Below are 14703 nucleotides of genomic sequence, written 5' to 3' on the forward strand. Positions count from 1 at the left end.
CGTTGACTTTCGCCTGCTGCGCGATCGCCCCGACGCACCCCGCGAGCGCAGAGGGCGGCGCGATCCACCCCGAAGTGCTCGAAGCGAGCGCCGCGATCGCCGCCGCGAAGGGACCCGCGGCCTACACGATGTTGCGCGAGCTCTGGCGAACCTGGGATCGCGCCGACCCGACGCACGTCGAAGAGGCGATCGTCGCAGCGACGGAGAACAAGGCGCTCCCCGCGCCCGTGCGTGTCTACGCGGAGCTGCTCGGCGCGTACGCGAGACGGCGCCGCGGCGATCTCGAAGGCGCGCTCGCACGCATCGAGAAGCTCGGGTTCGTCGGCCGCTACATGACCGTGGGCCCCTTCGACAACGACAACAAGTCGGGCTTCGCGATCGACTACCAGCCCGAGGCGGAGCTCAGCGAGGCGATCCCCGCGGGCCGCGCGTACGAAGGAAAGGAGCGCGCCGTGCGATGGCGCGTGCCGCCGACGATGTCGTCGTACGGGTGGTTCGACTTCGGCGACATCCTGCGCCCACGCGAGTCGGTCTGCGGCTACGCGACGACGTTCGTCCGCGCGCGGCCCGGCACGAAGGCGCGCAAGGCGACCTTGTGGATAGGCTCCGCGGGCGCGTTCAAGCTCTACTACGACGGCGAGAAGATCCTCGACGACGCCGCGTATCGCGACCTCGACATCGATCGGCACGCGACGACCGTGACGCTTCGCCCGACGTTCAGCCGCATCACGGTGAAGGTCTGCGGCGACGAGGAGGCGCCGAAGTTCGCGCTTCGCATCGGCGACGAGACCGGCAAGCCCGACCTCGACGTGGAGGTGCGCGCGGACCTCGAAGCGAGCAGCGAGGCCGCCGCCGCGATGAAGGAGCGCGCGAAGACGAAGGAGCCGAAGGAGCAAAGCCGTGGCGTCGTCGGACCCGTGCAGGCGTTCGAAGCGCTCACGTCCGGCAAGAGCCCCGCGCCCGCCGCGCTGGAGCAGTACGCGCGCTACCTCGCGATCACCGGCGGCGATCCGAAGGCCGATCACAAGGCGCGGGACCTCGCGCGGCGCGCCGCCGAGGCCGAGCCCACGGTGCCGAGGCTCCTGCTCGCCGGCGAGCTCGCCGAGGATCGCAACCAGCGGCGCTCGTGGGTCGAACGCGCGAGCGCGCTCGCGAAGACGAACGAGGAGAAGCTCGACGTCCTGCTCTCCGAGGCGCTCCTCGCGCGCACGGGAGCGAATTGGCGCGACGCGGTGCCGATCTACGAGCGCATCCTCGCGCTCGATCCGGACAACCTCGGCGGCACGCTCGGCCTGGTGGAGCTCTCCGTCGAGGCGGGCCTCAAGCGCACCGCGCTCGGCATGCTCGAGAAGGCGGTGCAGAAAAATCCGCGCTGCGTCTCGCTCCTTTCCGCGCTCGCCACGCAACTGCGCTCGCTCGGCCGCGACACCGAGGCCGAGGAGGTCGAGGCGCGTTACGCCGCGCTGCGCTTCGACGACGCCGACTTCCTGAGCCAGAAGGTCGAGCTCGCCGTGGCGCGCCGCGACGCTGCGGGCGCGGAGCGATGGCTGAACCGCTTCCTCGGCGTCGACGCGGGCTCGGCGTGGGCGCGAGGCCTCGCGGCGCGCACGTACCGCGCGCTCGGCCAGAAGGATCGCGCGCTCGCGACGTACCAGCAGGCGCTCGCGATGGCGCCCGAGGACGTGCAGACGCTGCGCGCGCTCTCCGATCTCTACGGAGAGGAAGGTGATCGCGACAAGCAGCTCGACCTCTTGCGGCAGATCCTCACGATCGTCCCGCAGGCGAAGGAGGTGCGCGAGTACGTCGAGCACATCGAGCCGAAGGCGCCGCGCGCGGACGAGGCGTACGCGTGGGCGCCCGAGAAGTTCCTGCCGATGCGCAAGGAGCCCGCGCAGGGCTACCCGATGCGCTTCATGCGCAACCTCACGGTGACGACGGTGTACCCGAACGGCCTCGCGAGCCGCTTCCACCAGGTCGTCTTCCAGCCGCTCACCGACGAGAGCGCCGCGTCCGCGCGCCAGTACGACTTCGCGTACGAGGCCGACAGGCAGACCGTCGATCTGCGCGCCGCGCGCGTCTACCGCGCGAACGGGAAGATCGACGAGGCGATCGAGAGCGGCGAGGGCGCGGCCGACAACCCTGCGATCTCGATGTACACGTCGCAGCGCGCGTTCGTCGTCCTCTTCCCGCGCCTCAACGCGGGCGACATCGTGGAGCTGCGCTACCGCGTGGAAGACGTCGCGCCGCGCAACGAGAAGAGCGATTACTTCGGCGAGGTCCAGTACCTCCAGAACGACAAACCCATCGCGAGCAGCGAGTACGTCCTCATCACGCCGAAGTCGCGCCGCTTCTTCATCCGCACCGACCGGCTCCCCGGGCTCGTCGAGGACGTGAAGGAAGAGGGCGACAAGCGCATCTACCGCTTCACGGGGACGAACGTCCCGGCGCTCGCGCCCGAGCCCAACATGCCGCCGTGGTCCGAGGTGCTCGGCACGGTGCACGTCTCCACGTTCGACACGTGGGACGCGGTGGGCGCGTGGTACTGGGGCCTCGCGCGCGAGCAGTTCGACGTCGACGACGAGGTGCGCAAGCGCGCCCGCGAGCTCACGAAGGGCCTGACCGACGACGCCGCGAAGGTGAAGGCGATCTACAAGTTCGCCACGCAGACGCGCTACGTCGCGCTCGAGTTCGGCATCGAGGGCATCCGGCCGCGTCGCGCCGCGCAGACGCTCGCGCGCGGCTGGGGCGACTGCAAGGACAAGGCGACCTTGATCGTCACGATGCTGCGCGAGCTCGGCATCAACTCGACGATCGTCCTGCTCCGCACGCGCATGCGCGGCGACATCGCCCCCGAGCCCGCGAGCCTCGCGCCCTTCGATCACGCGATCGTCTACGTGCCGTCGATGGACCTCTACCTCGACGGCACGGCCGAGCACACGGGCTCGATGGAGCTGCCCGTGATGGATCGCTCGGCGATCGGGCTGCTCGTGAACGAGGGCAAACCCAAGCTCGTGCGGCTGCCGCAGCCTCCGCCGGAGCAGTCGCTCACGCGTCGCCACGTCGAGGTGACGCTCGCGGACGGCGGCTCGGCGCAGCTCGTGTCCGACGTGCAGGTGACCGGCGCGTACGCGCCCGACTGGCGCCGTCGTTATCTCGCCGAGGGCACGCGCAACGAGCGCGCGTCGCAGGACCTCGCCTCGGACTTCGGCCCCATCGAGCTCGAAAAGGGGCGCGCGGGCGTGGAGACGGGCGACCTCGACGACGTGGAGCAGGCCGTGAAGATCCGCACCCGCGGCAAGGCCACGAGCTTCGCGCGGCGCGAGGGTGACGCGCTCAGCGTGCCCGCCAGCATCACGCCGCGCCTCGTCGCCGAGCTCGCGCCTTCGTCGAAGCGCACGCTCGACCTCACGCTCACGGCGCTCACGAGCCGCGAAGAGGAGTGGGTCATCAAGGTGCCCGCGGGCATGAAGGTCCGCGCGGCGCCCGCCGCGCAGAAACTCGACACGCCGTTCGGCTCGTTCCACGTCACGGTCGAGCAAGCGCCGGGCAAGATCACCGTGCGGACGGGCCTGTCCTTCAAGAAGGCGCGCGTCACGCCGGCCGAGTACGAGGCGTTCCGCTCCTTCTGCGAGGCCGTCGACCGCGCCTTCGGCCAGCGCATCGTGGTGGGCAAGTGACCGAACGCGCGAGCACGCCGGAGGGGCCGCCCGAGCTGCCCGAAGGCGTGCTCGCGGTGCGCCTCGGCCCGGGCGCGAACTGCTCGTCCGCAGGCAGCGCGATCGACATTCTCTTCTACGGGAGCGTCGTCGTCGGCGCGCTCGCGGTGGCCCTCACGGCCGCGCTGACGCCACGCGAGCGCCCCGCGTCGTCGGACGACGACGACGACGGCGCGAACGACACGCGCAAGAACGACGCGAACGATCCGAACGGCACGTAGGCCGCCGGCGCATCGAACACCGGCGGCCCTCGCGGCGTCTCAGGACGACGGGTTCCACTCCTGGAGCGAGCGGACCCGATACGAAGCGCGCGCGTCGTGCGCGCTCGCCTCGAGGACGTCGACCGCGGCCATCGCGGCCGCCATCGTCGTGAAGTACGGAACGTTGGCGAGCAAAGCATTCCGCCGGATCGGGTAGCTGTCGCGGATCGACCGCGCGCCGACCGTGGTGTTCACGACGAGCGAGACCTCACCGGCCTTCATCGCGTCGACGACGTGCGGCGAGCCCTCGTTCACCTTGTTGATGGGCGTCGCGGGGATCCGCGCGCGGGCGAGCGCCTGCGCCGTCCCGCTCGTCGCGAGGATCGTGAAGCCGAGCGCGCGCAGCCGCCGCGCGATGACGCACGCTGCGGGTTTGTCGTCGTTCTTCACCGAGATGAACGCGCATCCCGTGTTCGGCAGTTGCATCCCCGACGCCCGCAGCGCCTTGCCGAATGCGTGCGCGAACGTCGGCGCGATGCCCATCACCTCGCCCGTCGATCGCATCTCCGGACCGAGCTGCGTATCGACGCCCGGGAACTTCGCGAACGGGAAGACGGACTCCTTCACCGCCACGTGCTGCGGCATGATCCCGTCCGTGATCCCGAGCTCCGCGAGCGTCTTGCCCGCCATCACCTGCGCCGCGATCTTCGCGAGCGGCCGGCCCGTCGCCTTCGACACGAACGGCACGGTGCGCGACGCGCGCGGGTTCACCTCGAGCACGTAGATCGTCCCGCCCTTCACCGCGAACTGCACGTTCATGAGGCCGATGACGCCGAGCTCCAGCGCGAGCTGCCGCGACTGCTCCTCGATCGACGCGACGACCTCCAGCGGAAGCGAGTGCGGCGGCAAGACGCACGACGAGTCGCCCGAGTGGATCCCGGCCTCCTCGATGTGCTGCATCACGCCGCCGATCACGACCTCGCGACCGTCGCCGAGCGCGTCGACGTCCACCTCGATCGCGTCCTTCAAGAACTCGTCGACGAGGATCGTGTGCGTGCCCGCCTCGCGCGCGGCCTCGACGGCCGCGTGGATGTAGGCCTCGAGCTCCCTCTCCTCGTGGCAGATCATCATCGCGCGCCCGCCGAGCACGTACGAAGGCCGCACGAGCACGGGGTAGCCGATCGATCGCGCCGCCGCGATCGCCTCCTCGACGCTCGACGCCACGGCCGCGCGCGGACGCTTCAAGCCGAGCTTCGTCAGCAGCGCGTCGAAGCGACCTCGATCCTCGGCGCGATCGATCGCATCCGCGGGCGTGCCGAGGATCGGGACGCCCGCGCGCGCGAGCGGCACCGAGAGCTTCAGCGGCGTCTGCCCGCCGTACTGCACCACGACACCGACGAGCTCGCCGTCCTTGCGCTCTTCGTCGCAGATCGAGAGCACGTCCTCGAACGTGAGCGGCTCGAAGTAGAGCCGGTCGGACGTGTCGTAGTCGGTCGAGACCGTCTCCGGGTTGCAGTTGACCATGATGGTCTCGAACCCGAGGTCCCTGAGCGCGAAGGCCGCGTGCACGCAGCAGTAGTCGAACTCGATCCCCTGCCCGATCCGGTTCGGCCCGCCGCCCAGGATGATCACCTTGCGCCGGCCGCTCGGCGCGGCCTCGCTCTCGCGCTCGTACGTCGAGTAGAGGTACGGCGTCTTCGCCACGAACTCTGCCGCGCACGTGTCCACACGGCCGAAGACCGCGCGCACGCCGAGCGTCATCCGGAGCGCGCGCACCTCGTCCTCCGTCTGCCCGACGAGCCGCGCGATCGCCCGATCCGAGAAACCGAGCCGCTTCGCGTCGCGCAGCGTGCCCTCGTCGAGCGTGCCCTTCTCCTTCGCGACCTCCGCGAGCGTCCGCTCGAACCGCACGATCCGATCGATCTGCGACAGGAACCAACGATCGATGCGCGTCGCCTCGTACAGCGACTCGAGCGGGATCCCGAGCCGCACCGCGTCCGCCACGTAGAAGAGGCGATCGGCCACGGGCACGCCCACGATCTTCTCCAGCGCCGCGACCAGATCCTCGTGGCTCGCCGGCGGCATCTCGACCGGCGCCGACGGCTCGCGCGGCGCGTCCATCAACATGTCGCGCGCCTGGTTCGGATCACTTCCGAGCTGCCGATAGTCGACCTTGCCGAGCAGCGACTCGAGCCCGTCTCGCCCGATCTCCAGCGAGCGCGCCGCCTTCTGCAGCGCCTCGGCGAACGTGCGCCCGATCGACATCACCTCGCCGACGCTCTTCATCTGCGGCCCGAGCCGCCGATCCGCGCCGGGGAATTTTTCGAACGCGAAGCGCGGCCACTTCACGACCACGTAGTCGATCGTCGGCTCGAACGCGGCGCTCGTCCCCGTGATGTCGTTCGTCAGCTCGTCGAGCCGGTAGCCCACGGCGAGCTTCGCCGCGATCTTCGCGATCGGATACCCCGTTGCCTTCGAGGCGAGCGCGCTCGACCGCGACACGCGCGGGTTCATCTCGATCACCACGAACCGACCGTCCTCGGGGTTCACCGCGAACTGGACGTTCGATCCGCCCGTCTCCACCCCGATCTCCGTCATCACCGCGCGCGCCGCGTTCCGGAGCCGCTGGTACTCGCGATCGGTCAGCGTCATCGAGGGCGCGCACGTGATCGAGTCGCCCGTGTGCACGCCCATCGGGTCGATGTTCTCGATCGAGCAGATGACGATGAAGTTGTCCGCCTTGTCGCGGATGACCTCGAGCTCGAACTCTTTCCAGCCGAGCACGCTCTCCTCGATCAGCGTCTCGTGCGTCGGCGACTGCTCGAGCGCCCATCGCACCTTCGCGTCGAGCTCCTCCGGCCGGAACGCGATCCCGCCGCCCGAGCCTCCGAGCGTGAAGCTCGGCCGCACGATCACAGGATACCCGAGCGGCGCGCCCCAGGGCCCCGACGTCTCCGCGAGGGCGCGCGCCTCCTCCACGCTCTTCACGTGGCCCGACCGCGGACACGTGAGCCCGATGCGCTCCATCGCCGCCTTGAACAGCGCGCGATCCTCGGCCTTGCGGATCGCCGCGGGGCTCGCGCCGATGAGCTCGATCCCGAGCCTCGCGAGCACCCCCGCCGCGTCGAGCGCGAGCGCCAGGTTCAAGGCCGTTTGACCACCAAGCGTCGGTAGGATCGCGTCGGGCCGCTCGTGTTCGAGGATCGCCGTCAACGTCGGCACGTCGAGCGGCTCCACGTACGTGCGGTACGCGAGCTCCGGGTCCGTCATGATCGTGGCCGGGTTCGAGTTGACGAGGATGACCTCGTACCCCTCGGCCGCGAGCGCCTTGGCGCCCTGCGTGCCCGAGTAGTCGAACTCGCACGCTTGCCCGATGATGATGGGACCAGAGCCGATCAGCAGGATCTTTCTCAGATCGTCACGGCGCGGCATCGGGCGGGCGGGTTAGCACCGGAACAGGGCACCGTCGATGGATGCGCGAACGGTCGCTCAGAAATCGAGGCTCGCCACGAAGACATCCTGGAAATCGTCACGGGTGGCGAGCTCCACGTGGCGGACGCGCGACCGGGCATCCGCGAGCCTCGCCCGCGCCGCCTCCGGATCCCGCGCGAACACCGTCGCCCCTTCGAGCGATGCGTTGCCCGCCGCGACGACCGCCGACGGATCCACCTCCGGCAGCATGCCGAGCCGGATCGCCACGTCGTGCCTGAGGTGCGTCCCGAACGCGCCCGCCACCGACACGCGCGCGAGGTCCTTGTCCCGGATCCCCGCCGTCGTGCAGAGCAGCTTCGTCGCCGCCCGCAGCGCGCCCTTCGCGAGTTGCAGCTCGCGGATGTCCATCTGCAGGAGATCCACGCCTCGCGCGAGCGTGATCCGATCCGCGCCCGACGCGATCGCGCCGTCCTTCGCCACGATCCCCGCGCGCACGAGCTCGCCCAGCACTTCGAGCAGGCCCGTCCCGCAGATCCCTTTTGCCCTCACCGTCCCGATCGTCGTCGGACGGATGGCTCCGTCGTCTCGCACCTCGATCCGCACGATCGCGCCCGGCTCCGCGCGCATCCCGACCGAAATGTTTCCCCCTTCGAACGCCGGCCCCGCGGGCGTCGACGCCGCGTAGAGCGAGCCTTCGTGCGCGAGCACGATCTCCGTGTTCGTCCCGATGTCGATCAGCATGCGCGGAGGACCCGGCCGATCGAGCTCGGTCGCGAGCACCGCCGCGGCCGTATCACCGCCGACGAACGATCCGAGGAGCGGGAACGTCGTGAGCGTCTCCCCGGACAAACCCAGCTCCGCGGCCGGCCCGGTCCGCTCGTCGAAGAACGGCGGTGTGTACGGCGCCTCGGCCAAGCTCGTCACGTCCGCGCCCCAGAGCAGCGTCGTCATCGCGCTGTTCGCGGCGACGACCCACCGACGGATCGTGCCGTCCTCCGGAAAGATCCGCCCTCGCGCTGCGCCTTCGAGCAGCCGCAACGTCTCGCGCGCGTCCTCCGTCAGCTCCTCGCGCGCCTGCGTTCCTTGCAACGCGTGCGTCAGCCGCGTCATCACGTCGTGACCGCGACGCACCTGCCGGTTCAGCACGCTCGCCTCGCCGAGCACCTCGCCCGTCTTCGGATCGATCGTCCGGAGCTGCACGCTCGTCGACCCGAGATCCACCGCGGCATCCACGATCTTCGGCAGCTCCCCGGCCGCGAGCCGGGTCACGCTCGGCGCCGCGCGCAGATCGAACCGGCTCTGCACCTCGACCGTGACGGGCGTGCGCGGGCGGATCCGGCACGAGAGCCTGAGCCCCTCGCGAAGCATCCCTTCACTGAGCACCGCCCGGTCCTCCTCGGTCGGCGGCGCGGCCCCTGCAAGCACGCGGACGATGCATTTCCCGCATGAACCACGACCACCGCAGGGCGCGTTGATGGCGATTCCGCGCGAATGCGCGACTTCCAGGAGCGAATGTCCAGCGTGGAAGCTCACGATGGTACGGACGGGGGGACCGTCGCTGGAGGGCTCTTCGAAGGTGGCGCGGACGAGCATGGGTCGGGAGGCTAGCTCTTGGGGCTCCTCGCGGCCTTGACAACCCCCTCACCCGTCCGCCATAAAGCTCGCCCCGCCGCATCTACCTTGGTTTCGAACGGCGCTCCGACGGTCGGAGCGAGGCCAGGCAGAGCGCACCCTCACGGGAGCGAGAAGGCATCATGCCGAAGATGAAGACGAACCGGGCCGCCGCGAAGCGATTTCGCGTCACTGGCTCGGGCAAGATCCGCCGGAGCAAGGGCGGCTTGAATCACTGCATGCAGGAGAAGAGCAAGAAGCGCCTGCGCCGTCTCCGCAAGAACGACACCGTCGACACCGCGATGGAGGGGCGAGTGAAGCTCCTCCTCCCCTACCGCTGATCCCGAGCAAGAGAGGAGCGCCCAATGCCGAGAGTCAAGCGTGGGTTCAAAGCCCGTCGTCGTCGTAACCGCGTCCTGAACCTGACCGAGGGCTATTTCCTTGGCAGGAAGAACCGCTACCGCCAAGCCGTCGAGGTCCTGCGCCACGCGTGGGAGTACGGCTACATCAGCCGCAAGCTGAAGAAGCGGGATTTCCGGCGCCTCTGGATCGTCCGCATCAACGCCGGTGCCCGCACGAACGGCACGACGTACTCCCGCCTCATGAGCTCGCTCAAGAAGGCGAACGTCGCGCTCGATCGGAAGATCCTGTCGGAGCTCGCCATCCACGATCCGGCGTCGTTCGGCGCGGTCGTGAAGCTCGCGGGCGGAAGCCGCTAGGCCGGGAGATCGGGGCGTGAGCGCCGCGGATCCCGTCCAGGCGATCAAGGCCATCGAGGAGGGCCTGTCCGCGCTCGGCACGCGGTACCGCGACGCGTTCGCGGCCGCGACGAGCGAGCAGGCCCTCCGCCTCGAACACGCCCGCGTTCTCGGCAAGAAGGGCGAGCTCACGGCCGTCCTCGCGCTGATGCGCCACGTCCCCGCCGACCAGAAGGCCACGGTCGGCAGCCGCGTGAACTCCTTCAAAGATGAGGTCGAGGCCGCGTTCGAAGCGCGGCTCAAGGCGATCGCGCGCGCCGCCCGCGAGGCGGAGCTGCGCGGAATCCCTTACGACCTCAGCCTGCCGGGCCGCCTCGAGCTCGGCCGCGGCCATTTCCATCCCATCGCGCAGGTCCGCGACGAGCTGCTCGCGATCTTCCGCGACCTCGGCTTCGTCGCCGAGGCCGGGCCCGAGATCGAGCTCGAAGAGAACAACTTCACGAAGCTCGCGTTCCCGCCCGATCACCCTGCGACGGACATGCAGGACAGCTTCTGGCTCGGGCCGGGCCTGCTTCTGCGCACGCATACGACGACGGTCCAGCCGCGCGAGTTCTTGCTGCGCAAGCCGCCGCTCGCCGTGGTGATGGCGGGCTCGGTGTACCGCCGCGACGACGACGTCACGCACTCGCCGATGTTCCACCAGATCGACGGCTTCCTCGTCGACGAGAAGGTGAGCTTCGCGGAGCTCAAGGGCGTCATCACGGCCTTCATCGAGCGCCTCTACGGCCCGGGTTTGCCGGTGCGCTTCCGACCGAGCTACTTCCCGTTCGTCGAGCCCGGCGCTGAGGTCGATTGCGGCTGCGTCTTCTGCCGCAAGCCCGACGGCACGTACGCCGGATGCCGCGTCTGCAAGCAGACGGGGTGGTTGGAAGTGCTCGGCTGCGGGATGATCCACCCTGACGTCTTCCGTCACTGCGGCCTGGATCCCGAGCGGTACAGCGGCTTCGCGTTCGGCATGGGCCTCGATCGCCTGGCGATGCTCCGCTACGGCATCCCGAACATCCGCCTGAACTTCGAGAGCGATCCGCGCTTCTTGTCTCAGTTCTGAGCCGCGAGCGTCGTGGCCGTCACGGCCGCCGATCCCTCGAACGAGATCACCTCATCCGCGATCGCGAGCGGCCCCGGCCGATGCGTCACGATCAGGATCGTCCGCGCGCCCCGCTGCGCCGCGAGCGCCGCGAGCACGCGCGCCTCGGCCTCGGCATCGAGCCCCGACGTCGGCTCGTCGAGCAATAGCACCGGCTGATGGCTCGCGACCGCGCGCGCAATCGCCACGAGCTGCCGCTCTCCGCCCGAGAGCTCGTGCCCTCCCGCCGCGATCCTCGCCCCGCCTCGCGCCGCGGCGAGCCCGAGCCCTCCGACCTCGGCGAGCGCGCGCTGGATCTCCTCGGCCGGCGCATCCTTCGCGCCGAGCCCCACGTTCTCCTCGATCGTCCCTGACACGATCGCTGCCTCTTGCGGCACCCACGCGAACGGCCGTTCGTCCGGACCGACCCCTGCGCGCGTCAGCTCCGCGCCGTCATAACGAAGCGCCCCTTCCGTCGCGGGCACGAGCCCGAGCAGCCCCCGGAGCAGCGTCGTCTTCCCGCTCCCCGTCGGGCCCACGATCGCGACGATCCGCCCCGGCTCGGCCGTGAACCGTACGGCCCGCCCGCTCACGCCGCCCACGTCGAAACGCAGCCCTTCGACCGACAACTTCGCCAGCCGAAACCGACTGCGCGCAGCTTGCACACTCGCTGCCTCGGCCGCTTCGAGCGCGGCCTCAGCGCCTCCGACCTGCACGCTTGCTTCGAGCACCTCGAGGGACGCCGCGCCTCGCTCGATCGCCGTCCGCGCATCCCCGAGGTCACGCAAGGGCCGATACGTCAGAAAAAACACCGCCGCGAAAGCGACGAGCGACCCATCGCCGAGGGAGGGCTGGGCCTGCTCGATCCATACGACCATGCCGAGCAATGCGGCCGCGGCGAGCACCTCGTTCGCACCGGAGATCGCGCCTCGCGTCGCTTCCGCGCGCGCCGCGGCGCGACCGGCCTCGTCGCCTGCCCTTCCGAGCGCTGCGTGGACCCTCCGCGCGGCTCCGTACGTTCGCCATAGATCCAGGTGCCGTACCAGCTCGTCTACAGCGGAATGCAGGCCCTCTGCGAGGCGCGCCGACCGCGCGTGATGCGACCGGACGAACCGCCGCGCGAAGGCCAGGATCAACGCGAACGGCGCGAGCAGCAGGATTGCGACGATCGCGAGGCGCGAGGACAGGCAGAGAAGCGCCACGGCCAGCGGAACGAGGTGTGCAATCGCACGAGCGGCCGCGAGCACGCCTTCATCGACGCCGCGCTCGACATCGCGAATACGCACGGTGATCGCGGCGAGGGAGGCGGCGGCCGCGCTCGGCGGTTGTCCTTGCAGCACGATCGCGGCGGTGATCGTGCGCCGAATTGCGTTTCCGACCTGAAAGACAGCCCTCTTCTGACCGTAGATGGAGAAGGTGCTGGCTGCCGTCTTTACAAGGGACGCCCCGAGACCGATAGAAGCCAGAAAAATCGGATGATGCAGGGCGGCGCGGGGGTCGACAAGGGCGCCGAAGGAAGCAAGTTGCCTACCCATCAGCGTCTGCCCGAGAAGGCCAGCACACGAAGCCAAGATTCCATGGGCTATCGCCTGCACCAGGGTAGCCCCAGAAAACATCCAACAGTTTCGCCGATCGCGGCGGAGCTCGTGAACGACACGCAGGACGAATGTCCGACTGGACGTGTTCTCAGTCGGCATCATCGACTACAACGGAGCGCGTAAGCATGGGAGCACACCGCCGCCATCGAGGCAGCCCGTCGCCCGTCACGTCGCAAGACGGGGAGCCGGCCCCCCTGCATGCCTCGTCGGAGGATGCTCCTAGCATGCCGGCCGCCGGAAGGCCCGACCCGGGACCGGGAAATTCGGGAACATACACCGATGACGGCATGAAATTTGCAGAATTCATTGAGAAGACGAGCGATCCAGTCTCCAGCATTGCATCCGTGAACGGCGGCCCGAGCCAGCCGATTTCTTCTCGGAGAGGATCCACCGGAATCAAACCGCACAATCCCCCGTTCAGCCCCCCATCGGGCAGCGGGAACAAGGGCCCAGCCATGGCGAGCTTCGATACCCCGACGAGCCCGGACCGATCCCTCCTTGACCCGGCCGAGAGCTTCCACTCTCGAAAGGGTGATTCCGAAGAAGTGAACGAAAAACCCTCCACCGCAACGAAGAGCAAGATGAGCACGTCGACCGCCCGCCGCCCCGATGCCAACCGCCCCTCCACCAAGGCCGCGATGACGGGCTCCACGACGCGCACCGCCGCGGCCCCCAAGCCCGCCCGCGGCAGCTCGCCCGGTCGCCGCGGTGCCGCCGCCGTCGCGAGCGCGCGCCCGGTTCGTCGCAGCGGAACGATCGAGCGCCGGCCGAAGGGCCAGGAGCCCGAGCAAGCGCAGGCGCCGGTCGACGACGAGTCGCAGCTCGACGACGCGCGCAGCAAGACGCCCGCCACGCCGCTCGCGAAGGAGCCGCTCGCCGCGTCGGACATCGACATCGGCATGCTGGATGACGAAGGCGCGGCCGCGGAAGAGGCCGCCGCCATTCGCCCGCGGCCCGAGATGCACGATCCGGAGCCGACGACGGCCGAGTTCATCGACCTCGAGTTCACGCCGCTCAGCCGGCCGGATTCTCCCCGGACCAACGCCGACCGCGAGCTCAAGGACATCGAGGAGGGCGGCGGTGACTCCATGCTCGCGCGGTATTTCCGCGACATGGCGCTGCATCCGGTGATGGGCCCCGAGGAGGAGCTCGAGACCGCGCGTGCCGTCGAGCGCACGGAGGTCGATCACTGGGTCGCGCTGCTCTCGTACCTGCCCGCGGCCGAGTTCGTGCTCGACGCGCTCGCCGAGGACGTGGCGAAGGCGGGCGAGGACGAGGTGAAGGCGCCGCAGATCGAAGAGCTGCAGAAGCTCGTGAAGATCGCGAAGAAGCAGAAGTACAAGCTCGCGCCCGAGCACGAGAAGGCTTGGGCCCAGCTCACGAACGAGCTCGCCAACGTGATCCGCCTGCCGGACTCCGACCGCCTTTGGATGTCGCGCGCGAGCAGCATCGCGCGGGATCTCGTGCGCGAGCCGGACTTCGAGGAGGACACGATCGCCGACACCGAGGAAGGCGCGCCGATCCGGCCGCCGCGCCCGACGCTCCCGATGTCGCCGTCGTACAAGCGCTACCTCGATCGGGTCGAGAAGACGTTCCAGGCGCAGCACGACGCGAAGAACCGGTTCGTCAAAGCGAACCTGCGCCTCGTCGTGTCGATCGCGCGCCGCTACAACCGCGGTCGTTTGCCGCTGATCGACCTCATTCAGGAGGGCAACATCGGCCTCATGAAGGCCGTCGAGCGCTTCGATCACAACCGCGGCTACCGCTTCTCGACGTACGCGTCGTGGTGGATCCGGCACGCGATCAGCCGCGCCCTCGCCGATAAGGGCCGCGCGGTTCGCATCCCGGTGCACATGCTCGACACGTACAACCGCGTCGCCCGCGCGACCCAGGCGATCATCGCGCGCACGGGTCACGAGCCGACGATCGAGGAGCTCGAGAAGGAGACCGGCGTCCCGCGCGAGAAGCTCGACAAGGTGAAGGACTTCTACGCGGAGACCCCGTTCTCCCTCGATCGCCCGGTCGGCGACGAGGACGGGCGCAAGTTCATCGACTTCCTCCAGGAGGAGAACGCGCTCTCGCCGTTCGATCACCTGGCGAACCGCAAGTGGAGCGACGAGGTTCGTCGGCTGCTCACCACGCTGACGCCGATCGAGTCGCGCATCATCCGCTGGCGTTTCGGCCTCGACGACGAGGACGAGCTCACGCTCAAGGAGATCGGTGACAAGTACAACCTGTCCCGCGAGCGCATCCGCCAGCTCCAGGAGCAGGCGCTCGTGAAGATCCGCAAGCAGATGCGCGACTACTACTGAGGTTCGGCGG

The 14703-nt window shown here is 69.4% G+C and carries 9 protein-coding genes; 6 read left to right on the forward strand and 3 right to left on the reverse strand.

From position 1 onward, the window contains the following. The first annotated feature begins 2 nt into the window (after positions 1 to 2). Together QHF85_RS29350 and QHF85_RS29355 are read left to right on the forward strand one after the other, a co-directional pair. Positions 3 to 3677: a DUF3857 domain-containing protein gene (locus QHF85_RS29350; RefSeq protein WP_281330660.1), complete on the forward strand. Its 3675-nt coding sequence runs from the start codon at positions 3 to 5 to the stop codon at positions 3675 to 3677. Further along, entirely contained in the window at positions 3674 to 3937 is a 264-nt protein-coding gene (locus QHF85_RS29355; RefSeq protein WP_281330661.1) for a hypothetical protein, read from the forward strand. Before QHF85_RS29350 ends, QHF85_RS29355 begins: the two co-directional genes overlap by 4 nt. A 39-nt stretch (positions 3938 to 3976) precedes the next feature. Here QHF85_RS29355 and carB read toward each other — a convergent pair whose 3' ends face one another. Then, the gene (carB, locus tag QHF85_RS29360) at positions 3977 to 7348 is read right to left on the reverse strand and encodes a carbamoyl-phosphate synthase large subunit (protein WP_281330662.1); all 3372 of its coding nucleotides are present in this window, start codon (positions 7346 to 7348) and stop codon (positions 3977 to 3979) included. Between the two features lie 57 nt (positions 7349 to 7405). Next, entirely contained in the window at positions 7406 to 8941 is a 1536-nt protein-coding gene (locus QHF85_RS29365) for an ASKHA domain-containing protein (RefSeq protein ID WP_281330663.1), read from the reverse strand. A 161-nt stretch (positions 8942 to 9102) separates the two neighbouring features. Here QHF85_RS29365 and rpmI point away from each other — a divergent pair, with 161 nt between their 5' ends. From rpmI to pheS, 3 genes are read left to right on the forward strand one after another with little or no spacing between them, the layout of a single operon-like run. Further along, complete coding sequence (gene rpmI / locus QHF85_RS29370) at positions 9103 to 9300, forward strand: 50S ribosomal protein L35 (protein WP_153819534.1); 198 nt, start codon at positions 9103 to 9105, stop codon at positions 9298 to 9300. Positions 9301 to 9324: 24 nt separating this feature from the next. After that, positions 9325 to 9678 (forward strand): 50S ribosomal protein L20, encoded by a 354-nt coding sequence (rplT, locus tag QHF85_RS29375; protein ID WP_281330664.1) that lies wholly within the window; start codon positions 9325 to 9327, stop codon positions 9676 to 9678. Positions 9679 to 9730: 52 nt separating this feature from the next. After that, a complete protein-coding gene (gene pheS / locus QHF85_RS29380; protein WP_348652773.1) occupies positions 9731 to 10765 on the forward strand; it encodes a phenylalanine--tRNA ligase subunit alpha in 1035 nt (344 codons plus the stop codon). On the opposite strand, the gene QHF85_RS29385 is transcribed toward pheS, so the two are convergent. Next, positions 10756 to 12123 (reverse strand): ABC transporter ATP-binding protein, encoded by a 1368-nt coding sequence (locus QHF85_RS29385; RefSeq protein WP_281330666.1) that lies wholly within the window; start codon positions 12121 to 12123, stop codon positions 10756 to 10758. The two genes, pheS and QHF85_RS29385, sit on opposite strands and share 10 nt — an antisense overlap. Before the next feature lie 839 nt (positions 12124 to 12962). On the opposite strand from QHF85_RS29385, the gene QHF85_RS29390 reads away from it, so the two are divergent. Beyond that, entirely contained in the window at positions 12963 to 14693 is a 1731-nt protein-coding gene (locus tag QHF85_RS29390) for a sigma-70 family RNA polymerase sigma factor (protein WP_281330667.1), read from the forward strand. Positions 14694 to 14703 lie beyond the last annotated feature (10 nt).

Source organism: Polyangium sp. 6x1, assembly GCF_029946515.1.
Lineage (GTDB): Bacteria > Myxococcota_A > Polyangia > Polyangiales > Polyangiaceae > Polyangium.

Bases quoted from the DNA above. Each gene is read 5' to 3' on its own strand.
- rpmI (WP_153819534.1), top strand. From the start codon at position 9,103: ATGCCGAAGATGAAGACGAACCGGGCCGCCGCGAAGCGATTTCGCGTC.
- QHF85_RS29365 (WP_281330663.1), bottom strand. From the start codon at position 8,941: ATGCTCGTCCGCGCCACCTTCGAAGAGCCCTCCAGCGACGGTCCCCCC.
- carB (WP_281330662.1), bottom strand. From the start codon at position 7,348: ATGCCGCGCCGTGACGATCTGAGAAAGATCCTGCTGATCGGCTCTGGT.
- QHF85_RS29390 (WP_281330667.1), top strand. From the start codon at position 12,963: ATGAGCACGTCGACCGCCCGCCGCCCCGATGCCAACCGCCCCTCCACC.
- rplT (WP_281330664.1), top strand. From the start codon at position 9,325: ATGCCGAGAGTCAAGCGTGGGTTCAAAGCCCGTCGTCGTCGTAACCGC.